Source organism: Bacillus sp. FSL W8-0102 (genome assembly GCF_038007225.1).
Lineage (GTDB): Bacteria > Bacillota > Bacilli > Bacillales > DSM-4216 > Bacillus_O > Bacillus_O smithii.
The window spans coordinates 484,593-506,593 of record NZ_JBBOWT010000001.1 but is presented as its reverse complement, the minus strand read 5'-3'; the positions used below and the strand labels follow the sequence as shown (position 1 = coordinate 506,593).

At 40.9% G+C, this 22,001-nt stretch carries 20 protein-coding genes and 1 other RNA gene; 5 read left to right on the top strand and 16 right to left on the bottom strand.

Translation table 11 applies throughout. The annotated features are described in order from the left end of the window. Nucleotides 1-29: 29 nt before the first annotated feature. Both N1I87_RS02485 and N1I87_RS02480 read right to left on the bottom strand, forming a co-directional pair. Nucleotides 30-593, bottom strand: coding sequence for a hypothetical protein (locus N1I87_RS02485; protein WP_270584435.1), 564 nt, complete (start codon nucleotides 591-593; stop codon nucleotides 30-32). Between the two features lie 286 nt (nucleotides 594-879). After that, on the bottom strand, nucleotides 880-2,241 hold the full coding sequence (locus N1I87_RS02480) for an IS4 family transposase (RefSeq protein WP_341100516.1): 1,362 nt from the start codon (nucleotides 2,239-2,241) through the stop codon (nucleotides 880-882). 223 nt (nucleotides 2,242-2,464) lie between these two features. On the opposite strand from N1I87_RS02480, the gene N1I87_RS02475 reads away from it, so the two are divergent. Both N1I87_RS02475 and N1I87_RS02470 read left to right on the top strand, forming a co-directional pair. Next, nucleotides 2,465-2,773 (top strand): DUF3784 domain-containing protein, encoded by a 309-nt coding sequence (locus tag N1I87_RS02475; RefSeq protein ID WP_244878053.1) that lies wholly within the window; start codon nucleotides 2,465-2,467, stop codon nucleotides 2,771-2,773. Nucleotides 2,774-2,807: 34 nt separating this feature from the next. After that, on the top strand, nucleotides 2,808-3,188 hold the full coding sequence (locus tag N1I87_RS02470; RefSeq protein ID WP_048623302.1) for a thiol-disulfide oxidoreductase DCC family protein: 381 nt from the start codon (nucleotides 2,808-2,810) through the stop codon (nucleotides 3,186-3,188). Nucleotides 3,189-3,197: 9 nt separating this feature from the next. On the opposite strand, the gene N1I87_RS02465 is transcribed toward N1I87_RS02470, so the two are convergent. Then, complete coding sequence (locus N1I87_RS02465; protein ID WP_003353499.1) at nucleotides 3,198-4,559, bottom strand: IS4 family transposase; 1,362 nt, start codon at nucleotides 4,557-4,559, stop codon at nucleotides 3,198-3,200. A 216-nt stretch (nucleotides 4,560-4,775) separates the two neighbouring features. On the opposite strand from N1I87_RS02465, the gene N1I87_RS02460 reads away from it, so the two are divergent. Together N1I87_RS02460 and N1I87_RS02455 are read left to right on the top strand one after the other, a co-directional pair. Beyond that, nucleotides 4,776-5,333, top strand: a complete 558-nt coding sequence (locus tag N1I87_RS02460; RefSeq protein WP_341100514.1) for an SdpA family antimicrobial peptide system protein — start codon at nucleotides 4,776-4,778, stop codon at nucleotides 5,331-5,333. Continuing rightward, nucleotides 5,318-5,905: a hypothetical protein gene (locus N1I87_RS02455; RefSeq protein ID WP_341100510.1), complete on the top strand. Its 588-nt coding sequence runs from the start codon at nucleotides 5,318-5,320 to the stop codon at nucleotides 5,903-5,905. Before N1I87_RS02460 ends, N1I87_RS02455 begins: the two co-directional genes overlap by 16 nt. A 107-nt stretch (nucleotides 5,906-6,012) precedes the next feature. Here N1I87_RS02455 and N1I87_RS02450 read toward each other — a convergent pair whose 3' ends face one another. The 3 genes from N1I87_RS02450 to N1I87_RS02440 form a co-directional block, all read right to left on the bottom strand. Continuing rightward, the gene (locus N1I87_RS02450; protein WP_341100507.1) at nucleotides 6,013-7,380 is read right to left on the bottom strand and encodes an ISLre2 family transposase; all 1,368 of its coding nucleotides are present in this window, start codon (nucleotides 7,378-7,380) and stop codon (nucleotides 6,013-6,015) included. 206 nt (nucleotides 7,381-7,586) lie between these two features. Continuing rightward, nucleotides 7,587-8,342 carry a DUF2935 domain-containing protein gene (locus tag N1I87_RS02445; RefSeq protein WP_341100504.1) on the bottom strand — a complete coding sequence of 252 codons (756 nt, stop codon included), beginning with the start codon at nucleotides 8,340-8,342 and terminating at the stop codon, nucleotides 7,587-7,589. Nucleotides 8,343-9,147: 805 nt separating this feature from the next. Continuing rightward, nucleotides 9,148-9,684, bottom strand: a complete 537-nt coding sequence (locus tag N1I87_RS02440; protein ID WP_341100503.1) for a hypothetical protein — start codon at nucleotides 9,682-9,684, stop codon at nucleotides 9,148-9,150. An 84-nt stretch (nucleotides 9,685-9,768) separates the two neighbouring features. Between N1I87_RS02440 and N1I87_RS02435 the strand changes: the two genes are divergently transcribed. Next, entirely contained in the window at nucleotides 9,769-10,359 is a 591-nt protein-coding gene (locus tag N1I87_RS02435) for a TetR/AcrR family transcriptional regulator (RefSeq protein ID WP_341100500.1), read from the top strand. 369 nt (nucleotides 10,360-10,728) lie between these two features. Here the strand turns inward: N1I87_RS02435 and ssrA are convergent. From ssrA to gap, 10 genes are all read right to left on the bottom strand, one after another. Beyond that, nucleotides 10,729-11,084: a transfer-messenger RNA gene (gene ssrA / locus N1I87_RS02430) on the bottom strand. A gap of 289 nt (nucleotides 11,085-11,373) precedes the next feature. Continuing rightward, a complete protein-coding gene (gene smpB / locus N1I87_RS02425; RefSeq protein WP_048622616.1) occupies nucleotides 11,374-11,841 on the bottom strand; it encodes an SsrA-binding protein SmpB in 468 nt (155 codons plus the stop codon). Nucleotides 11,842-11,961: 120 nt separating this feature from the next. Further along, nucleotides 11,962-14,286, bottom strand: coding sequence for a ribonuclease R (rnr, locus tag N1I87_RS02420; protein WP_341100498.1), 2,325 nt, complete (start codon nucleotides 14,284-14,286; stop codon nucleotides 11,962-11,964). A gap of 37 nt (nucleotides 14,287-14,323) precedes the next feature. Further along, nucleotides 14,324-15,070 (bottom strand): alpha/beta hydrolase, encoded by a 747-nt coding sequence (locus N1I87_RS02415; protein WP_341100496.1) that lies wholly within the window; start codon nucleotides 15,068-15,070, stop codon nucleotides 14,324-14,326. Between the two features lie 315 nt (nucleotides 15,071-15,385). Next, nucleotides 15,386-15,619, bottom strand: a complete 234-nt coding sequence (secG, locus tag N1I87_RS02410) for a preprotein translocase subunit SecG (RefSeq protein ID WP_003353512.1) — start codon at nucleotides 15,617-15,619, stop codon at nucleotides 15,386-15,388. A gap of 143 nt (nucleotides 15,620-15,762) precedes the next feature. After that, nucleotides 15,763-17,055, bottom strand: a complete 1,293-nt coding sequence (gene eno / locus N1I87_RS02405) for a phosphopyruvate hydratase (RefSeq protein ID WP_341100493.1) — start codon at nucleotides 17,053-17,055, stop codon at nucleotides 15,763-15,765. A gap of 33 nt (nucleotides 17,056-17,088) precedes the next feature. Continuing rightward, the gene (gpmI, locus tag N1I87_RS02400; RefSeq protein ID WP_003353514.1) at nucleotides 17,089-18,624 is read right to left on the bottom strand and encodes a 2,3-bisphosphoglycerate-independent phosphoglycerate mutase; all 1,536 of its coding nucleotides are present in this window, start codon (nucleotides 18,622-18,624) and stop codon (nucleotides 17,089-17,091) included. Next, entirely contained in the window at nucleotides 18,617-19,378 is a 762-nt protein-coding gene (gene tpiA, locus N1I87_RS02395) for a triose-phosphate isomerase (protein WP_341100492.1), read from the bottom strand. Before tpiA ends, gpmI begins: the two co-directional genes overlap by 8 nt. Nucleotides 19,379-19,411: 33 nt before the next feature. After that, nucleotides 19,412-20,596: a phosphoglycerate kinase gene (locus N1I87_RS02390; RefSeq protein WP_048622611.1), complete on the bottom strand. Its 1,185-nt coding sequence runs from the start codon at nucleotides 20,594-20,596 to the stop codon at nucleotides 19,412-19,414. Between the two features lie 387 nt (nucleotides 20,597-20,983). Continuing rightward, nucleotides 20,984-21,991: a type I glyceraldehyde-3-phosphate dehydrogenase gene (gap, locus tag N1I87_RS02385; protein WP_003353519.1), complete on the bottom strand. Its 1,008-nt coding sequence runs from the start codon at nucleotides 21,989-21,991 to the stop codon at nucleotides 20,984-20,986. Nucleotides 21,992-22,001: the final 10 nt, after the last annotated feature.

Sequence of the window (22,001 nt, the reverse complement as noted above, 5' to 3'; positions counted from 1 at the left end):
ATTAACCTTTTCATTTTAGCTCAGAAAATCTAGTCTCGTTTATATTGAACAGAAATTTTTCTATAGTTATCATAATTATTCTCATCCATATAATCAAAAGCATAATGTATTATTAATCTATCATCTGAAATCCATATTAATTTATAGGCTCCATTGGAGAATGGCTTATATCCATCGTCAGTATGAATGTCTGCTAAATAAGTCATAAATAACCCTGAATCCGATAATTGGTAGAGTTGACCAATGCCTTTTTCAATGACTACAAATTTATGCTCATTATCAGGAGAAGAAAAAGTCGTATATTCTACACCTGTTAATAACTCCGGCAATCTATTTATTAAAATAAAAAATGCCCCTATTCCAATAACAATTCCTCTAGTTACTTTATCTTTTAATAAATAAACTAATGAAATGACCATTGCAATTATTAGTAAAGTAGATAAAGTTTTATGACTGATTCCGTTAGGTGGCGTGGCTATTTGCACGTAAACTCCCTTTGCATTTAATAAAGCCATGACAAGCAGTAATAAAATACTGGTAATAAGTATGCCTTTAGCAATGCTATTTGAATTTTTTATTTTATCTGTTTTCATTTTAAAAGTCTCCTTCTATTTGTATTTCTCTATACTGTTTCATCTATATAAACACTATAGGCGAGAGCTTAAAATATTTTGTCTAAATAAAAAGGAAGACCTTTTCTTGTAGAATTAAGTTACCACACCAATTCAAAAAAAGAAGGTCTTCCATTGAATAATTTTACAACAGATATCGTTGAAGCTCTAGTAAAAAAGAAGATATTACTGAAGTCTTTCGTCAACATCTTGAAGCTTAATGAGAAATATGAGAAGAAAACTCTTAAATTATCATTTTATAACTAACTCAACTTTCGCACACAGAAATATTTAAGCATTGCTTGATATAATTAGGTATAGTGGCCAACCATTTATTCATTTGATTTTTAAAGATGTCCATGTTCAAAGAAACCTCGGCTTCCGCCAAAGTTTGGAAAAGGTCAATAAGTGATTGAAGGGCAGTAATAAAATCTATGTCTTTTACATCTTCGCAAAGGATGTAAAAAAGGTTGCCAATCGTCTTAGGATCCTCCTCTTTTCGCATTTGCCAAGCAATGAGAATATATCGTGTAAAAACAATGGTTGTATGGCTAATTAACATGTCGTAGGAACGTCCCTGGAATTCTTTCTCTAAATTTAAAAGGGATTTATTGCATTTGAAGAAGACTTCAATGTCCCAACGCATGCCGTAAATACGAATGATCTCTTCATTTTCTAATGTTGTATCTGTGCTGAGAATGGCAAGCCATTCGCTCCGTTTATTACGGTTTCGTACAAATAGAATTTTTACTGGAATTCCATTGTCTAAAGTAGCATAAACGGATCCGCGAATGTCTTTTTTACCCATGTGAGGTTTTGCCAATTTGTAAAGTTGATTCAGTGTGAAACGTTCACCATTGTAAACGTATCGCTGCTTTAATTGCTTCACCAAGCCAATGACAAATAACCCTTTGTTCGTAATCTTCTCAATTAAAGGCGCTTGTGTAAACCAGGAATCCATGAGAACATAGTCAGCTATAATCCCTTTTTCAAGCGCATGATCAAGTAAAGCTGAAGCCACGTCCGGTTTTGATTTCAGAGCTTCCTGGCGACGCTTATAGCCAGATGTTCGTTTATCAATATTGGTATTGATTTCTTGCAGGCGATTTTCCTTTTTCGGTGAACTTAGAAGAGCAAAATCAACGGGAATAAAAGTAAAACTATCGGTCCAGCCAAGGGTAAGCATTTGAAACCCTTTCAAGTACTGATGGGTAGAGTGATCAAAAACCTTAGCCAACAGTTCAACCGACTTACTACGGTTTCTTGAAAAGACAGAATCATCAATCACAAAAGCTGTGACACGATCTTTTGAAGTTAATGGTTGAAGCAGACGGATCATTTCACTGCTTAATGAAAGCAGAAACTTTCTCCAATGATAGGTTGGTGTATTTAAAAAGCGATAGACTGTATCCTTTCCGGGCAGATCCTGAGATCGTTTACTCATAAAAGCACGAAACCAGTTCTTATATTGGAAGACTAAAAGAAAAATCCGTTTGAAAACAGTAAGACAAGAATACCCGGAAAGTTTCGTAATATTCGCTTTTCTTAAATGATATCCAATATTTAATTCGGAAAATCCTTGTTTAATTTCTTTTGGTAATTGCGCAAAGTAGTCTTTATTCGTTATCATAGTGGTGACACCTTTCTTTTGGATTTGGTTTCGTCACCAATATTTTACCAAAAGAATAGGTGTCTTTCTTTATGTTTTAAAAAATGTCAAATGATAATTTTGTACTTCCCAAAACCATTTACATCAAGCATTTAAACAAGATTTTGGACTGCGAAAGCTGAGTTTATAATTAAACATTCGGAAAAATCATTCCAAAAATGTCCATTTATTACGGAGGTGAAATATGTCCTTAAATACAGATTTCTCTACTGCTATTGTTATTTGTATTATTACTGGTTTATTATTCATTCTTGTTGGTTGGCTTATTTGGAGAAAAAAGAAATTGAAATTAATTGCCGGGTATGATGAAAAACAATATAAAGGAGATAAGAATAAATTAGCAAGAGTGATGGGAATATATTCGATTACTCTTGGGATTATTATAATAATTTTCCCTTTTCTAATGGAATATCTGGGTGACTGGTCTTCATGGATATTAATTGGAATCATTGTGCTTTTAACGTTTTTCACTTTAATTAGAGTCTATTTTTAAATGAATACAAAATATGAAATAAGGTGAATTAATTATGTCTAAAATTATTGTCCTTTATGATAGTTGGTGTCCTCTCTGTGTGAGTATGAAAGAAAATATACAACGTCTTAATTGGTTACGTCTTATTGAATTCCAAACCATACGTGATGATTCAAGAATAATAAACATTCCCATACAGAAATTAGAAAAAGAAATGCATTGTATAAATATTAATAATGGAAAGATTGCAACTGGAATTGATGCAATTGCTTCAATCATCGCTAGAATTCCCTTGCTGACCATCTTTTACATTCCAATTAAATTATCAAGTTATTTCGGATTCGGTCATTATGTTTATAATTATATAGCAAGCACAAGAAAAATTGTACCAATAGGCAATTGCTCAGAAGAAACTTGTGATATTAAAAACATTTAAGTAACAAACTCAACTTTCGCATACAGAAATATGAAGACAGTCCTTGATATAACGAGGTAAAGAAGTAATCCAATTGGACAGTTGACACTGAAAAATGTCCATACTCAAATAAACCTTAGCTTCAGCCAAAGTTTGGAAAAGAGAAATCAATTGTAGTAAAGCCGTTTTAAAGTCCATCTCCTTTACTTCGTCACATAGAAACAAGAATAAGTTGCCCATGGTCTTCGGATCCTCTTCTTTCCGAAGTTGCCAAGCAATCAAGATATACCGAGTGAAGACAATGGTAGTATGGCTAATCATCATGTCATAGGAACGACCTTGAAACTCTTTGGCTAAATGTAAAAACGATTTACTGAATTTAAAAAAGGTTTCAATGTCCCAACGCATCCCATAGATTCGAACGATTTCTTCATTAGACAGCGTGGTATCTGTACTCAAAATGGCCAGCCATTCACTTTGGTTGTTTCGATTCCGCACAAACACGATTTTCACTGGTAAACCCGTATGAAGGGTTGCGTGAATCGAGCCGAGTGTTTCTTTTTTGCCAATGTCTCGTTTCGCTTTTCGATACAGTTGTTCCAAGGTTAAACGTTCTCCGTTGAAAAGATACCGTTGTTTCAGCTGTTTGACCATACCAATGACAAAAAGGCCTTTGGAGTGAATCTTCTCCACCAACGGGGCATGAGTAAACCATGTATCCATGAGCACATAATCAGCGAAAATTCCTTTATCCAATGCATGTTCTACTAATTTCAACACCATGTTTGGTTTTGCTTCCAATGCCTCGAGCCGTCGTTTGTAGCCTGTGGTTCGTTTATCAATGGACGAATGGATTTCGTTCAAGCGATTCTTTTGGTTCGCTGAACTCAAAAGAGCGAAATCGATAGGTACAAATGTAAAGCCATCGGACCATCCGAGCGTTAATAGTTGAAAACCATTGACAAACTGACGAGTGGAATGATCGAATACTTTAGCTAGAAGCTCAACCGATTTACTACGGTTACGAGAATAAATCGAATCGTCTACAATAAACACGGTAACACGGCGCTTCGAAATCGTTTGTTTCACACGACGAATCACTTCGGAGCTCAGAGATAGTAAAAAGGTTCTCCAGTTATACGTAGACGAGTTCAAAAAACGATAAATGGTATCTTTTCCTGGTAAATCGGCAGCCTTTTTGCTTTGTAAGGCGTGGTACCAGTTTCTGTATTGAAAAACAAGAAGAAATAATAGTTGAAAAATCGATAAACAAGAATAACCACAAGCCTTGATAATTCCTGCTTTTCTTAAATGATTACCAATTTGTAATTCAGAAAATCCGTCTTTTATTTCTTTTGGTAATTGCGCAAAATACTCTTTTTTCGTTATCATAATGGTGACACCTTTCTTTCTTTGGTTTTTGGTTTGGTCACCAATAGTTTACCAAAAGAAAGAGGTGTCTTTTTGTTTTTTAGACGAATTTTTTCAGTGTCAAGTGAATATGAGATACCTAAAGAAACCTATCAAATCAAGGATTATTCATAAATTTTTCACTGCGAAAGTTGAGTAACAAATATAAAGAAAGATAGGGGGAATTTTAATAAGGTCATGAATCAGGAAATTAAGAATAATACTGTAATGTCTTTCTATATTACTCTGTTTATCTTGTTATCGATTTTTGTACTTTCTATTATTGCTGCCTTACCACCAAATCCTATTAATATAAAAAGTGATTATAAACTTGTGATTTCGCAAATAATGCCACAAGGATGGGGGTTCTTCAGCAAAAGTCCTAGAGATGAATACTTGGATGTCTATTCTTTAGATGGAGAAAAGTCAGTAAAATGGCCAAATATGAGAGTTTCAAACCTATTTGGGATTAGTAGAGAAGGTAGAGCACAAGGAACAGAAATTGGGATGTTTCTACAAGAAATACAAGTGTCTGAATTTAAAGAATGTTCAAAATATGATATAAAATATTGTATTAAAGAGATAGAGGATGTTAAGCCAATTGAAATTATAAACAAAACACCTGAACCAACCCTTTGCGGAGTACATATTATTACAATCAAGGAACCAATGCCATGGTCTTGGAGTTCTAGTATAGAAAGAAATTATAAAACTATGAAAATGGTGAAGGTAGAATTAAAATGTTCCAAAACATAAAGGAATCAACTGTAAACCAACTAAATAACCTTGGATCTCCATTTACCAATGTTTATGGTTTAGCAAGAACCATTTTAGCACTTTCCTCTATTATGACTCTTATGTTTAATGAAGTGAGTACACTATTCAAACCCGTGGCAGGGATTGAAGAATATCCATTTTGCTCCACTGGCATTAGTCGTATAAGTGCATTTTGTATTTTACCTGTAGAGTTCTTACCAACCGTTAAAATTATTGTGATTTTCTTATTACTACTGGTAGCGTCAGGGTGGAGACCAAGAATCACAGGGATAATACATTGGTGGATTGCATTTAGTATCCAAAACTCAATGACAACACTAGATGGTGGAGATCAAGTTATTAGTGTATTAACCTTTTTATTACTTCCTATTACTTTAGGAGATAAAAGAAAATGGCATTGGGAAAGAAAAACTTCAGTAGAAGAATCAAAAGTTGCTAATGCGATTGCTTGGGCAGCTATCTTCGTTATCCAACTTCAAATTGCTATTTTATATTTACATTCTAGTATTGGAGTCAGTCAAGATTTTGTGGGAACTTTTTTGGTTCGCTAAAAAACAGGTGTAAGTCATAGGTTAGCGAACCATTTTTTTGAATTTCATCCGTAAGCGCTTTCGGACTCTCATCCCTTGCCATGACAGACGAATATGTATACCTTTTTTTACCATCCCTTGAATTCAGACAGGGCATGATAGATCGGAGTCCCGGACGATTGCTGTAAATATGGCACGTTATTCCGCGTTACCTCTGGAAGAAGACGGCGGATGCGTTGTTTCGCCTTGTTCACGATCGTCTGTTTGGTAGATGCCGTTTCCTCCGCCGGATGCGACGATTCTTCTCCTAAACGATGTCCGAAAAGACGAATCCCATCCATCCGGGCAATCATTGCCTTGAAAAACGCCCTGAGTCCCTTGTCTGTCCAACTGCGGCGGTATTTCACCCGATACGCCAGCTGGCTCATCACGCTTTCAGCCCTCCCCATCGGATACATGCCCGTTGTGTCCACTCCTTGCTCCTTCAGCCATTCCCGGTAATCACGGATGCATCCCGGCATCGATTCGATCCGGTGGATCAAGGCAGCCAGCTGTTGTTCTTTCGCTTCGTCCCCCAGCGTGCCGAGGGCGCTGTTCAGTTCCACAAGCAGCTTCTCTTCATCCTGCTTCGCCAGCTTTTGCCGAATCGCCTGCCACCGTGGATGGCCCGAGAGGCATTGGCGCAACTCACGCGCCACGTGGAATCGATCCAATTGGAAGCAGACCCGTCCCTTGAAATACTCCCGGCACGCGGTAATCCATGGAGCGCCGTCCCCGTTGATGACAAGAAGATCCCGACACGGATCATAGGCATATTCGTTCATCAAAAATTCCTCGAAGCCTTCCCACACCTCCCCCTTGCCCTCATGGACGTAATGGCGCTGATTGACAAATTCGATCCGTGAGCCGTTGCGCTTCCACCCTTCGTGAACGGTTAGGATCTTGTCTTCCTTGGCCCGTTTTCCCTTCCCTTGGCGAGAAACAAACAGTCCATCGGCCTCCACAAACAGCACCCGTCCATATCGCTGGTTGACCGGGCAGTGCAGCGGAGCTTCAGCTTCGAGCACCAACTGGCGGATCGCCTCATGGCTCATCACCGGATACCCGACCATCTGGGCAAGCGTACGAGCCGCTTTGCGATAAGAAGAGCACTCCACCGCCAATCCCACCGCTGTTTCTTCTAGACAAGGGCTGATTGACTGCGATCCATCAAACGCTAAAAAGGAATCAAGCAAAAACGTGTAACGGTTTTGTTCCCGGTCTAAATAGTAGTTCCGCTCAAAGGTAACTTCGCCAAACAGGGTTTGAATCGTGATGCGTCGTTTGTCTTTCAAGTGGTACCGGCGCTTGTCCCGGGTTTCCGCCAATTGTCGGTCGATGTCCTCCAACAAAGCCGTAAACAGTTCGGCGAAGGCGTTTTGCAAGGCTCGAAACAAATCAAGTTCGATCTCTTTCCATGACAACGAATTTGTGGTAAGATGTTGTTGAATATTCATAGGACTCTCTCCTCCTGTTTGATGGTGTGAACAATGATCATCTTACCAGGGAGAGAGTCCTTTTTTCATGTTTCCTGCTTGGGATCCTACCGCGCTTTGCTTGGTGGCCCCGATGAGGGGGATTGCGAACCTACGTTCCCAACCCCCTCATCGGGGAATTCTAAGAATTTCTCCCACAAACATTTTACTCACACTTCATCCCCCACCTAAAGAGGAAGGGGACTTCTCGCTATTCTTGTTAAATAATAGCACTCTTCTCTCATCATATGATCCGCCATTAGAGGGGCAAAAGTACCCAAAGCTTGCTTACTTAATCCCAGCTCTTCTATTTCATTCAGAAAGTTCATAAAGAGCTTCATTTCAAGGGAAACATCATGATGAAGCCTCTCTAATGCGGGGAAAGAGGAAAGATTGGTTCTCAGAAATCCTGTCATTTCTACCGCTTTTAAATAAAATGCTTCGAAGTCTTTTGTAAAATCATCGCTTTTCTCTTTGATTTTCTTTTCGATTCTATCCATGTTATCTGAAATGGCTCCGGCATGACCGGCCGCATCTAAAATCCAGATTAAGTGGTGGTGAAGTTCATGAAAGATAGGAGGAACTGCTCCTTTTTTTAAATAGTCTAAAATCCGTAAATACTCCTCTAATTCATTGACCATATGATTCAAAAAGGATGGACTTAATCCTATTTGAATCTTTCTGACCAAATGACGTTCGATTAAACGGAGCTTAAACTCTCTTAGTTTATTGCCCTCTTCTTCCGCCTTGTTGCTTAATGCCGCTAAGTCATCAACTTGAACCCTTGCGAGAAGGTAATCAAACGTTTGAATAAAATAACGGGCCAAATCGATTTCCCGTTGTTCTTGAGGACCGAGTGAATCGTGTATAAATCGAGCATGATCTCCCAATACCTGAAGCCAAAATCCATGTTCAAATTTCGCCGCTTTTTCAAAATCCGCCATGAAGCCTCTCCCTTTTATAACCTGTTCATATAATCATATCTCCATGTATTTCAAAATATGATTCTAGTTGTCATTGATAAGTGGAAACAGCATAGTTTAGAGGTTCACGATGAACAGATTTATGGGAGAAAAGCATTTGGCTATAAAATAACCCTTATTGGTTTTTATTCCCTTTCATACGGACAATATTTTTTTCTTAGCCTATCTGGTTTTCAATATCTGCCTTAAAAACAAGCTATCTTTCCTCGTGAAATAAGCTGGCTCCTGCGTGATTTTGTAATCCCCGGTATTTTTATGGCTTGCGACGTCGTTAATACGTGATCAATACAAACTTCTCTATTTCTTTTTTGTTTGTAAAATGATAGTCCGACATCAATTCTCTTTTACTTTTGGTATGCATAGCTTAATGATAAATAGAATAAACCAGATCAATAAGGTTATGACAACCATCCATGTCGTAATCGACATATGATTAAAGTTCATATTGGAAAACCACATCATAAATAAAAGAAGCATCAAAAAATCAGTTGATGAAATTTTATTTTTCATATTTCATGGTGGAGATGCTCAATTGTTTTAGTGAAAAGCGGGAAATACCCTATATGCTGTTGCCAAGCATCCGGACTAAAAAATTATCCACCTTTTTCCTCCTTTCTACCTTTTGTTATATCAAACCTATCAAAAATTATAAATATTTTTAGATAATTTTCCGCTTTTTCTTATGCGAAGCGCTTGCGCAGCGATTAAAGCAAGGCAGTCATTCCCCTCGGAGCAAAAAACAGCTACTTATTCAGTAAGCTGCTTTTTACCTTTTTGCCCCGCGGGGCCATAATGTATAACTAAAGCTCCACAAAAAATCGATGATAAGAATAACAGACCATCGGGTTGCTGCGATTAATAGCTCTTTTGTTTTGTCAAAGTCGTTGACGAGCAAAACCATGAAAAGGATTAATCCATTCCCGATTGTCCATGCAAGCAAATGCCGATACCAGCCTTGTCGTTCGTACCTGGCATGTTCTTTTCCGAATCGAGGTGCTTTTTTGGGACGAGTCCCCCCGGCAAATCGGTAGGAAAAGTGTTCATCAGCCCATTGAATCATGCGTCTGCCAAATGCAACGGAGACGCCGATATAAACTGCTGACAACGCGTGAACAAAATGAGCTGTTTCCCCATTTTTCAAATCAATAATAGTAGCCATCAATAAAAAAAGGTCAATAAGCGGTGTGCAAAACAATAATATTATTCCAATTCTTTTCCATTTCAGAACATATCTTGCGAATAAACCCGCAAAAATAAATAGCCAAAACAAAATTTCACTGGCAATAATGAGCCAAGCAATCATATAAATATCCCCTTTTTAATACAGTTGTATTAAAACCAATTTAGCACACATGTATCAAAAAAACAATCATGATATAATATATTCATGCCAAAAATAGTTGATCATGATAAACAAAGGAAAAAAATTGCGGAAGCGACATGGAGAATCATTACGAGGGAGGGAATTGAAAAAGCAACCGTCCGCAATATTGCGAAAGAGGCTGGAGTTTCTGTAGGTTCCTTACGACATTATTTTTCCAGCCAGTCAGAACTGTTGGCTTTTTCGATGAGGCTCGTTTCCGAGCGAGTGAAAAAACGAATTGAAGGAATCGATTTTTCTTGTCCACCTCTTGAAGGGATAAAACGTCTAATACATGAAGTTTTGCCGCTGGAAGAAGAAACAAAAAAAGAAATGGAGGTGTGGTTTACTTTTACCCAAAAGGCATTATGGGAGCCTGAACTTCAGCCATTAAGCAATCAAGTATACCACGAGTTTCGTTCCGCAATTAAACTAATCATTGAAACGTTGTTAAAACTTGAACTTGCACTACCAAACTTAAATGTAGATTTAGAAGTGGAGCGTTTTTATGCGCTTATTGACGGTTTAGCGATACACATCATTATGCAGCCGAATCATTTAACGCCAGAAATGGTTGAATCGATTGTGGATCACCACTTGAGATCTCTTTGTAGATGAGAAACAGAGAGTATTTGCCACTAAATATTTTGATTTCAGGTTTTTTATAAAAACCTGTGTAACTTCAAATCAGCCTCAGAATCTTCCGCGAACAACCGCAACTGATAGTGTTGCGGTTATTTAGTTTGTCGACAAAAGCCAGCCTGCTTATGAAGCAAGTTAGGTAAAAATAAGCAGAAAAAGTCTCGACAAGTTGACCGAACGATGAAAGAGCCTTACGATTTCAAATAAAAATAGCAGTGCAAAATCAATGCAAAATTTTTTCGAATTCTACAGGATTCTTTCGGAATCTCGGAAAAATGAAAAACGACCGCAAATGCGGTCGTATCAGGATTTCGCAAGTTTTATTCGCATGTTATCGGATACTTAAAATGGAGACGGTGGGAGTCGAACCCACGTCCAAAGGTATCACCACTTAAGCGTCTACGAGTGTAGTCGACATATTGTGTTTCGCTCTATCGTCGGCCTGTCGACGGGCTTCGGATGAGCTAGCCTGATTGGTCTCTTCCTTCATCCTCAGGCGGCGGAATCCGGCGTAGCCCACTTCAGATGAACCCCTCGACTTCCACATGGGCGATGGAAGGAGGAGCCTTTAGCGCAATTAAGCAGCTAAAGCGTAATTGTTTTGTTTGCCAGTTATATTTAAGTTGACGTTGATGACGGAGACGATCCCTCCGACTCGCAGCTTAAGCTCTGATTACCCCTGTCGAATCCGTAACGTCCCCTTATAATAAAGAGAATGTTTCGGAAGCTCTAGGAATATCGAGCTTAATGCTTGTTTCAACTGGCTCTTGCAAGGATTATTATATCATATCGAGCGCATAATTCAACCGGGATGAACTTCCAACTTTCCAACGTGTGGTACGACACCCCACTTCTTTACTTATCGAAGTGGAGGCTTTTTCCCGAGGACTGCATCCAAAGATCGCGTTAAAAGTATTAATTCTACTTTTACAGCAGCCCTGTATGTTGGATGACGAAACGAGTTTCACCGTCTGGAAGTTCAAAAGAATATTAAAACTGCTGACGAGCTTTAAACGCACGCTCAATTTCTCGTTTTGCTTCTTTCTTTTTCAAGTCTTCGCGTTTATCCCATTTTTTCTTCCCTTTGGCCAGACCGAGAAGAATTTTGGCATAGCCATTTTTTATATATAATTTTAACGGAACAAGCGAATAGCCTTGTTCTTTTGTTTTCCCGATTAATTTCAGAATTTCTTTTTTATGCAGCAAAAGCTTTCGAGTACGAAGCGGGTCATGATTATAGCGGTTTCCATGTTCATATGGGCTGATATGCATATTGTGAAGAAAAACCTCGCCCTTTTGGACGCGGGCAAATGAATCTTTTAAATTGACACGACCAGCGCGGATCGATTTAATTTCCGTTCCTTGCAGCACGATGCCCGCTTCATACGTTTCTTCAATAAAGTAATCGTGCCTAGCTTTCTTATTTTGTGCGACAACTTTTCCTTCCCCTTTTGGCATATGATTCCCCCCTTGCTGGTTTCTTGATCTTTTGTCCAAAAGGCTATCAGGAAAGATCCGACCTCTCCATCATCAAAAAAACTTATCTCATTCTCTGACTAAATTCTTGTCAGTCTGCCTTTATTTTCGTTTTCGCCTTTTGCTTTTTGGCTTTGCGACATTCTCGTAAAATTTCTTTTTCTTTTTTTTGGGCGGCCGCGTTGACCATTCTTCCTCCACATTCAGCTGTGGTCCTTTTTGTTTTCCTTTTTTGGAACGCACTTTCACCACTTTCGGTGCTTCCGTCGTTTTTCGCTTCTTAACGTTTTTCATGCCGACGATTTCAAAATCGACCGAATGTTCCTCTTTATTGACATTGATGACGCGGACCGTAATTTCATCGCCGATCCGATACACATTTCCAGTCCTTTCGCCGATCATCGCATAATGGCGTTCATCGTAGTGATAATAATCATCGGTCATATACGAAACATGGACAAGACCTTCAATGGTATTCGGCAGTTCAACAAATATGCCAAAGTTCGTAACGGAACTAATAATGCCGTCAAATTCTTGGCCGATTTTATCTTCCATAAATTCCGCTTTTTTAATTTCGTCAGTCGCTCTTTCGGCATCTACCGCCCGTCTTTCTCTCTCGGAAGAATGCTCAGCGATTTCCGGAAGCCGCGCTCCCCATTTCGCTCGTGTCGCTTCGTCCATTTTCCCTTCGATTAAATAAGTGCGGATAAGCCGGTGAACAATTAAATCCGGATACCGACGTATCGGAGAAGTAAAATGGGTGTAAAAATCGGTAGACAAACCAAAGTGTCCCAGACTTTCCGGATAATATTTTGCCTGCTGCATGGAGCGAAGCATCACAGTCGATACGACCATTTCTTCCGGCTTTCCTTGCACGGCTTCAATGATTTCCTGCAACGCCCGCGGATGAACGGAATTGGCCGTTCCTTTGACTACCAGACCGAAATTCGTAATAAATTCGAAGAATCGCTGCAGTTTGTCTTCTTTCGGATCTTCATGAATCCGGTAAATAAACGGAACATCGAGCCAATGAAAATGTTCCGCCACCGTTTCATTGGCTGCCAACATAAATTCTTCGATCAGCCGCTCCGCAACGGAACGTTCGCGCAGTACGACATCTACCGGTTTGCCGTTTTCATCGACAATCACTTTCGACTCTTTAAAATCAAAGTCGATGGCTCCTCGCTTCATTCGTTTATTACGGAGAATTTCGGCCAATTCGGCCATTCGTTCAAACATAGGAACAAGAGGTTCATACCGTTTCCGCAATTCTTCATCTTTGTCAACGAGAATGGCATTGACATCCTCATAAGTCATTCGTTCCGTTGTGCGGATGACGCTTTCGAAAATTTCGTGGCTGACCACTTCTCCTTGTTCATTGATTTCCATTTCACATGAGAGAGTAAGGCGGTCCACTTTCGGATTTAAAGAACAGATTCCGTTGGACAGCCGATGCGGGATCATCGGAATCACTCGGTCAACCAAATATACGCTTGTCCCCCGCTCAAACGCTTCCCGGTCAATAGGAGAGCCTTCTTTCACGTAGTAGCTGACATCCGCTATATGAACGCCTAATTTGTAGTGTCCATTGTCCAATTTTGTGACAGTGACGGCATCATCCAAGTCTTTGGCATCCGGTCCATCAATCGTCACGATCAGTTCGTTCCGCAGGTCCCTTCTGTTTCGAATTTCCGATTCGTCAATGGTGTCGGGTGTTTCATTGGCCTGAGCCAATACTTCATCCGGAAAGCCTTCCGGAAGTCCAAACTGATGAATAACCGATAAAATATCCACTCCCGGATCGTTTTTATGGCCGATAATCTGAATAATTTCTCCTTCGGCGCTTTTTCTTCCTTCCGGATAAGAAGTGATCCGGACCACCACTTTATGACCGTCCACTGCCCCCATATTGGCTGTTTTCGGGATAAAAATATCACTGGAAAACTTACGGTCATCCGGAATCACAAACCCGAAATATTTGCTGTCCGAGTACGTACCGACCAGATCCTTGACGCCTCTCTCCAAAATTCGGACAACGGCTCCTTCTCTGCGCGTTCCTGATTTTTGATTGGAAACTCGGACAAGCACTTTGTCTCCGTTCACCGCTCCGTTTGTGTCGCCGGGAGGGATAAAAATATCATCCATTCCCGGTTCTTCCGGGATCAAAAAGGCGAATCCCTTCGGATGACCGGACAGCTTTCCACGGATTAAATTCATTTTTTCCGGAACTCCATAGCGGTTGCTTCTTGTTCGAACGACAAGCCCTTGCTCTTCCATGTAGACAAGCGCTTTGACAAAATCTTTAAACTCTGATGAATCCTCAATTTCAAATGCTTTTTCAAGTTCTTGGACAGTGAGCGGCTTGTAGGCGTCTTCTTTCATATAGGTCAACAGCCTGTCCACATGCTCTTGAATGGTTGGATCCATTTTCATCCCTCCTTAGGACTTAAAGCCCCGACGGAATTCATACTTGCCAATCAAGACTTTCTAAAAATTGATAAAAATCTTCGTGAAGCTGCTCTTTTTCTTTTCCTAGTGTAATGACATGAGTGGAATGTTCATACCATTTTATGTGTTTCACCGGAGATTGGATTTCATTGTAAATAATATTGGCCGAATCCGTGTTGATCATTTCATCATGTCTTGCTTGAACAACAAACGTTGGGGCATATACGTTATCCACATTTTCCCGGACATCGGCTATAAGATTTTGAAGCTCTTTTAATGTATTCATAGGAGTTTCCTTAAAGGCTTCTATTTCTTTTTCAATTTGCTCCTCCGATTTCCCTTCCAATTTTTTATAGTTGCGGGCGTATTCCACAACTCCCTTGTACATAACTTCTTCGCTTTTAATATACATAGGTGCACACATGGGAATGATTCCCTTCACAGGTACAGTGTAACCTAATTTCAAAGAAAATACACCGCCGAGCGACAGGCCGGCAACGGCAATTTCTTCATAGCCTTTGCTTTTCAAAAAATCATAGGCTTTTACAACATCCTTCCACCAGTCTGATGGCCCTGTTTTCACCAGCTCTTCCGGAGGCACTCCATGGCCTTTATAATGAGGAGCATGACTGGTATACCCCTTTTTCTCCAAAAATCTCCCCAGCATGCGCACATCCGATGAATTTCCGGTAAAACCATGCAGCAATAATACCGCTCTCGGCCCCGCTTCAAAGAAAAATGGCTCCGGCCATTTAATTTTCATGATGACTTCTCCTTTCTTCATGAATCCAAATGTTTTACTGCCGCTGAAAAAAGTTCTTTTCCTCTCATCAATCCGCCTTCTCAAGAGTCCTCTCTAGTTCAAACTCTCTCTCATGATCCACATGTTGACACCCTAGTCCACAAAATGGCGCAAGCCAGCGCCGATGTTGGCGATCATCATGAGAAGCGAATGGATGAGCTTTTCAAGAGAAAAGCCTAACCACGAATGGTCAGGCCGGAAAATTCGCAATGTTATATCGTTCTTAAGATCAGTTAGCTGCAGACAACCGTTCATTTCCACAGCGTCTCGCTGCCGTTACCATCCAAGATAAGCGATCGCAATGGTAATCGCGAAAAACAAAATGGACAATACAACCGTAATGCGATGCAAAACCAAATCAACACCGCGCATTTTCTGCTTTCCAAAAAGCTGTTCTGCCCCGCCGGTAATGGCTCCGGAAAGGCCGGCGCTTTTTCCCGATTGCAGTAAAACGACCACGATGAGCGCGATGGAAACGACTACTAGTGCGATGGTTAAAAATGTGTGCATGATTCCCCTCCATAACAACGAACAAACGATTAGTTTTATTTTACCACAAGGGTCAGGAAGAAGACAAATAAGAATCATGAAAAAGGCTGACTCATTGAACGGGTCAACCGTGATGAGTCAGCCTTTTGAAAATGGATGAAGGATTAGTGTTTCAGATTATAGAATGCCTTCAAGCCAAGGTATTGAGCAGTATCTCCCAATTTGTCTTCGATGCGAAGCAATTGGTTGTATTTCGCTACGCGGTCAGTGCGGGACGGTGCTCCCGTTTTAATTTGGCCGGCATTTGTAGCCACGGCAATATCAGCGATTGTGCTGTCTTCTGTTTCACCAGAGCGGTGAGACACAACAGCTGTGTATCCTGCGCGTTTTGCCATTTCGATTGCATCAAATGTTTCCGTTAAAGTACCGATTTGGTTTACTTTAATTAAGATGGCGTTGCCGACACCTTTTTCGATACCTTGTGCTAATTTTTTCGTGTTTGTAACGAACAAGTCGTCACCTACTAATTGTACTTTTTTGCCAAGGCGTTCTGTCAGCATTTTATGGCCTTCCCAATCGTTTTCATCCAAACCGTCTTCGATCGAAATGATTGGGTATTTAGAAATCAATTCTTCATACCAGTCTACCATTTCTTCGGATGTTTTCGCTACGCCTTCGCCATCCAGATGGTATTTTCCGTCTTCATCGCTGTAAAGTTCAGAAGAAGCAACGTCCATTGCCAATTTCACTTCTTCGCCTGGTTTGTAACCCGCTCTTTCGATTGCTTCAATAATGGTTTGCAGAGCTTCTTCATTGGATTTTAAGTTTGGTGCAAAACCACCTTCGTCTCCAACTGCTGTATTGTAGCCTTTTTCTTTCAACACGGATTTCAGATTGTGGAAAATTTCCGCTCCCATGCGCAATGCTTCACGGAAGTTGGATGCACCAACCGGCATGATCATGAATTCTTGAATGTCCACGTTGTTGTCCGCATGGGCACCGCCATTTAAAATGTTCATCATAGGAACTGGCAATTGTTTTGCGTTGAAGCCGCCAAGATATTGATAAAGCGGAACATCTAGAAAATCAGCTGCTGCACGAGCAACCGCCAAGGAAACGCCAAGGATGGCATTAGCGCCTAATTTTCCTTTATTTTCTGTTCCGTCCAGTTCAATTAACAATTTGTCAATTCCGACTTGGTCTGTTACATCGTGGCCGATCAATTCAGGGGCGATAATTTCGTTTACATTTTTAACCGCCGTCAATACCCCTTTTCCTTGATAGCGTGTTTTATCACCATCGCGCAGCTCCACAGCTTCGTATTCACCAGTGGAAGCGCCGGATGGAACAAGCGCACGTCCAAATGCACCAGATTCCGTATAAACTTCTACTTCTACTGTTGGATTACCGCGGGAATCTAATACTTCACGAGCATAAACTTTTGTAATGACTGTCATGTGAATCTCTCCTTTTTATTTAATTTCTAAATATTAATGTTTAATAATCGATTGACCTGTCATTTCTTTAGGCTGTTTTATTCCTAAAAGATCGAGCATGGTTGGCGCCAAATCGCCTAAAATACCGCCATCGCGCAATTCCAATCCTTCTTTTGTCACGATGACCGGTACAGGATTCGTTGTATGGGTCGTCATCGGCTTGCCGTCAAGCGTTACGACTTCGTCCGCATTTCCGTGGTCAGCCGTAATAATAGCGACGCCGCCTTTTTCTAAAATAAGGTCAACTACGCGTCCTAAACATTCGTCAACTGCTTCCACCGCTTTAATGGTCGGCTCTAGTTTACCGGAGTGTCCAACCATATCAGGGTTGGCAAAGTTTAGGATAATAGCATCAAATTTGTCTGCCTCGATTTCTTTCACAAGCGCATCAGCCACTTCATAAGCGCTCATTTCCGGCTTAAGATCGTAAGTGGCCACTTTTGGAGAATTGATTAAAATCCGTTCTTCTCCTGGGAATTTTTCTTCTCTTCCGCCGCTCATAAAGAAAGTAACGTGCGGATATTTTTCCGTTTCAGCAATACGCAGTTGTTTTAAACCGTTTTGCGATAGAACTTCCCCGATCGTGTTATCCAAGTTCGTCGGTTGGAAGGCCACATATCCTTTTACCGTTTCGCTGAAGTGAGTTAAACATACGAAATAGAGATTCTTCGGTGCTTTCGGACCGCGATCGAATTCACGGAAATCTTCGTTTGTGAAAGCATTGGAAATTTGAATCGCTCTATCCGGTCTGAAGTTGTAGAAAATAACGGCATCGTTGTCTTGGATCGTCGCAACCGGTTCTCCGTTTTCTTTCACCATCACAGACGGAATGACAAATTCGTCATAAATGCCGTTTGCATAGGAATCATCCACTAATTCAAACGGATCTTTATATTTTGGACCTTCGCCGTAAACCATCGCATCATACGATTTTTTCACACGGTCCCAGCGTTTATCGCGGTCCATGGAATAATAGCGTCCGGAAATCGTTGCGATTTCGCCGACTCCATATTCTTTGATTTTTTCGAGCGTTTGTTCAATATACTTTTTCGCTGTTTTTTGGCCAACATCACGACCATCTAAGAAAGCATGTATATATACTTTTTTCACGCCTTCTTTCGCAGCGAGTCTCAGCAAGGCAAACATATGGTCAATATGGCTGTGGACCCCGCCGTCGGATAAAAGGCCGAACAAGTGAAGGCTTGTTCCATGTTTTTTCACATGGTTCATCGCTCCAAGGAATGTTTCATTGCGGTCAAATTCCCCTTCGCGAATCGCAATATTCACTCTCGTTAAGCTTTGATAGACAATCCGACCAGCTCCAATATTCAAATGGCCTACTTCCGAATTTCCCATTTGCCCGTCAGGCAAACCAACCGCTTCCCCGCTTGCTCTCAATGTCGCATGCGGATATTTGTTCCAGTAGCGGTCAAAATTCGGTTTTTTCGCTTGTGCTACGGCATTTCCTTTCACTTCATCCCTTAGACCAAAACCATCCAAGATGATTAATGCAACTGGTGCTTTACTCATGACTGCCTGCCTCCAGTAATTGTAAGAAAGATTTTGGATCAAGGCTTGCGCCTCCGACTAATGCACCGTCAATGTCCGGTTGTTTCATAAACTCTGCAATGTTTCCTGGTTTTACGCTTCCGCCGTATTGGATGCGGATTGCTTCCGCCGCTTCTTTTGAAAATTGTTCAGCGACTACTTGGCGAATGTGAGCGCAAACTTCGTTGGCATCTTCTGCTGTGGAAGATTTGCCCGTTCCAATCGCCCAAATAGGTTCATACGCAATAACGGTTTGTTTCACTTGCTCTTCTGTTAAACCTTGCAACGCTTTGCGGACTTGATCGCCAACTAATTCTTTTGTTTGTCCGCTTTCTCTTTGTTCCAAGGTTTCCCCTACACAAATGATCGGGATTAAATGGTGACGGAATGCTGCCAACGCTTTTTTATTGACAGATTCATCTGTTTCATTAAACATTTCCCGACGTTCTGAGTGACCAATAATGACATATTGTACACCCAATTCTTCCAACGCTTTCGGACTGATTTCACCGGTAAAAGCGCCAGATTCTTCGAAATGCATGTTTTGAGCGCCGATTTTGACCGGTGTTCCTTGGACCGTTTTAATCAATTGATCCAGAAAAAGCGCCGGTGAACAAATGACGCTGTCCACTTTGTCTTCGCCAGGTACGGAACCTTTTACTTCGTTGGCAAATTGAAGAGCTTCCGTGAGCGTTTTATTCATTTTCCAGTTTCCCGCAATAATGGGTTTTCGCATGGTTTTTGCCTCTCCTTTCTTTTGCGACTTCCATTACTTATCGTTAAGAGCGACAACGCCAGGAAGTTGTTTTCCTTCCATAAATTCCAGAGAGGCGCCTCCGCCTGTCGAGACGTGATCCATTTTATCAGCTAAATGGAATTTTTCCACTGCTGCCGCTGAATCACCGCCGCCGATAATGGTAAAAGTATTTTCGGCATCAGCAAGAGCTTGCGCAACAGCTTTTGTTCCTTCCGCAAACTTATCCATTTCGAATACACCCATTGGTCCGTTCCAAATCACCAATTTGGAATTTAAAACGACTTCACGATATTTTTTGCTTGTTTCCGGTCCAATGTCTAAAGCTTCCCAATCAGAAGGAATTTCCTCAATGCTGACTACTTTTGTATTGGCAGTTTCAGAAAAGTCGTCTGCCACGACAACATCGATTGGCATATAGAAGTTAACGCCTTTTTCTTCGGCTTTTTTCATAAAGTCTTTTGCCAGTTCAATTTTATCTTCTTCAAGCAACGACTTGCCCACTTCATAGCCTTTTGCTTTAACGAACGTGTAAGCAAGACCGCCGCCGATGATTAAGTTATCGACTTTATCCAAAAGGTTGTCGATGACGCCGATTTTATCTTTTACCTTTGCTCCGCCGATAATGGCCGTAAATGGACGATCCGGATTAGAAAGCGCATTGCCGAGAGCTTCTAATTCTTTTTCCATCAAAAATCCTGCCACGGCCGGCAAATATTTTGCGATCCCTTCAGTTGAAGCATGAGCGCGATGGGCAGCTCCAAAAGCGTCATTCACATAAATATCTGCTAATTCAGCAAACGCTTTTGCCAGTTCAGGATCATTTTTTTCTTCGCCGGGATGGAAACGAACATTTTCAAGGAGGAGAATGTCGCCGTCTTCCATTTTCGCGATTTCTGCTTTCACTTCATCGCCATAAGATTCATTCGTTTTACGAACATCTTTATGAAGAAGCTCGGAAAGGCGTTTTGCCACTGGCGTCAGGCGCATTTCTTCCACCACTTGTCCTTTCGGGCGTCCAAGATGGCTAGCAAGGATCACTTTTGCCCCGTTTTCGGATAAATATTGGATCGTTGGGAGTGCAGCACGAATTCTCGTATCATCCGTTACGTTTCCGTCTTTCATCGGAACGTTGAAATCAACGCGGCAAAAAACTCGTTTTCCTTTTACATCCACGTCTTTAATCGTTTTTTTATTCATAGCAAAAGGCCTCCTTGGTTTTCGAAGATTTTCCAGCCAAGATTTTCCATGAAAACGGGGAGGGGGGATGAATCCCCCACTCCCCCTTTCATCCCACTCTTATTATAGATGTTAGGATTTCAATTTCCAATATTCTTCAGTTTATAGTGAACTACCCACCACCTACGCTTCGCTTAGAGGCGGGGGCTTCAAGCAACTTGTGCGTGTTCGCTGAACGGTAAGCCACACACAAGAACCCTTTACGCTTCCCTTCGTTCCGAAGGTGTCCGTTCTAGCTATATTCTATCCTATTAGTTGGCTATCGCCAACCGAAATTCATCTCCCCACTTATCGTTGGGCTATCGCCCTTCACACGCTTGAAGTGGGAGACTTCTTTCGGAAATAATGTTAAAGACCTTTTTGAGCGATGTAGTCCACAAGGTCTACTACGCGGTTAGAATAACCGAATTCGTTATCATACCAAGAAACAACTTTCACAAGGTTTCCTTCGATAACCATTGTGGAAAGAGCATCGATAGTAGAAGATTCAGTTGTTCCGTTAAAGTCGCGGGAAACAAGCGGTTCTTCTGTGTAAGCAAGGATGCCTTTTAATTCTCCTTCTGCTGCTTCTTTTAATACAGCGTTCACTTCTTCTACTGTTACTTCTTTGTCAAGTTCCGCAACTAAGTCTACAACGGAAACGTTTGGAGTAGGCACGCGCATAGCCATACCGTTTAATTTTCCTTTTAATTCAGGCAATACAAGCGCAACAGCTTTTGCAGCTCCAGTCGTAGTCGGAATGATAGATTGAGCAGCTGCACGAGCACGACGATAGTCTTTATGCGGCAAGTCTAAAATTTGTTGGTCATTAGTGTAAGAGTGAACAGTTGTCATCATACCGCGGCGAATGCCGAATTTGTCATTTAACACTTTTGCAAATGGAGCTAAGCAGTTTGTTGTACAAGAAGCGTTCGAAATAACATGATGTTTTGCAGGATCATATTTATCTTGGTTAACACCCATAACGATCGTAATATCTTCTTCTTTTGCAGGTGCGGAAATAACCACTTTTTTAGCTCCTGCTTCTAAATGTTTTGCTGCATCTGCACGTTTTGTGAAACGGCCAGTAGATTCTACTACTACTTCTACACCAAGTTCTCCCCAAGGAAGATTAGCAGGTTCGCGTTCTGCCACAACTTTAATGCGTTTTCCGTTTACTACTAAAGAATCTCCGTCAACGCCTACTTCAGCATCAAGAGTGCCATGAACAGAGTCATATTTTAAAAGATGCGCCAACATATTGGCATCTGTTAAATCGTTGATTGCAACAATATCCACATTTGGGTTATTTAATGCTGCACGAAAAACATTGCGTCCAATACGACCAAAACCATTAATTCCAACTTTTACTGCCATTTTAAAAATT

Excerpts from the sequence above, each read along its gene's own strand:
- N1I87_RS02485 (WP_270584435.1), bottom strand. The coding sequence starts at position 593 with ATGAAAACAGATAAAATAAAAAATTCAAATAGCATTGCTAAAGGCATA.
- N1I87_RS02480 (WP_341100516.1), bottom strand. The coding sequence starts at position 2,241 with ATGATAACGAATAAAGACTACTTTGCGCAATTACCAAAAGAAATTAAA.
- N1I87_RS02475 (WP_244878053.1), top strand. The coding sequence starts at position 2,465 with ATGTCCTTAAATACAGATTTCTCTACTGCTATTGTTATTTGTATTATT.
- N1I87_RS02470 (WP_048623302.1), top strand. The coding sequence starts at position 2,808 with ATGTCTAAAATTATTGTCCTTTATGATAGTTGGTGTCCTCTCTGTGTG.
- N1I87_RS02465 (WP_003353499.1), bottom strand. The coding sequence starts at position 4,559 with ATGATAACGAAAAAAGAGTATTTTGCGCAATTACCAAAAGAAATAAAA.
- N1I87_RS02460 (WP_341100514.1), top strand. The coding sequence starts at position 4,776 with ATGAATCAGGAAATTAAGAATAATACTGTAATGTCTTTCTATATTACT.
- N1I87_RS02455 (WP_341100510.1), top strand. The coding sequence starts at position 5,318 with ATGTTCCAAAACATAAAGGAATCAACTGTAAACCAACTAAATAACCTT.
- N1I87_RS02450 (WP_341100507.1), bottom strand. The coding sequence starts at position 7,380 with ATGAATATTCAACAACATCTTACCACAAATTCGTTGTCATGGAAAGAG.
- N1I87_RS02445 (WP_341100504.1), bottom strand. The coding sequence starts at position 8,342 with ATGGCGGATTTTGAAAAAGCGGCGAAATTTGAACATGGATTTTGGCTT.
- N1I87_RS02440 (WP_341100503.1), bottom strand. The coding sequence starts at position 9,684 with ATGATTGCTTGGCTCATTATTGCCAGTGAAATTTTGTTTTGGCTATTT.
- N1I87_RS02435 (WP_341100500.1), top strand. The coding sequence starts at position 9,769 with ATGCCAAAAATAGTTGATCATGATAAACAAAGGAAAAAAATTGCGGAA.
- smpB (WP_048622616.1), bottom strand. The coding sequence starts at position 11,841 with ATGCCAAAAGGGGAAGGAAAAGTTGTCGCACAAAATAAGAAAGCTAGG.
- rnr (WP_341100498.1), bottom strand. The coding sequence starts at position 14,286 with ATGGATCCAACCATTCAAGAGCATGTGGACAGGCTGTTGACCTATATG.
- N1I87_RS02415 (WP_341100496.1), bottom strand. The coding sequence starts at position 15,070 with ATGAAAATTAAATGGCCGGAGCCATTTTTCTTTGAAGCGGGGCCGAGA.
- secG (WP_003353512.1), bottom strand. The coding sequence starts at position 15,619 with ATGCACACATTTTTAACCATCGCACTAGTAGTCGTTTCCATCGCGCTC.
- eno (WP_341100493.1), bottom strand. The coding sequence starts at position 17,055 with ATGACAGTCATTACAAAAGTTTATGCTCGTGAAGTATTAGATTCCCGC.
- gpmI (WP_003353514.1), bottom strand. The coding sequence starts at position 18,624 with ATGAGTAAAGCACCAGTTGCATTAATCATCTTGGATGGTTTTGGTCTA.
- tpiA (WP_341100492.1), bottom strand. The coding sequence starts at position 19,378 with ATGCGAAAACCCATTATTGCGGGAAACTGGAAAATGAATAAAACGCTC.
- N1I87_RS02390 (WP_048622611.1), bottom strand. The coding sequence starts at position 20,596 with ATGAATAAAAAAACGATTAAAGACGTGGATGTAAAAGGAAAACGAGTT.
- gap (WP_003353519.1), bottom strand. The coding sequence starts at position 21,991 with ATGGCAGTAAAAGTTGGAATTAATGGTTTTGGTCGTATTGGACGCAAT.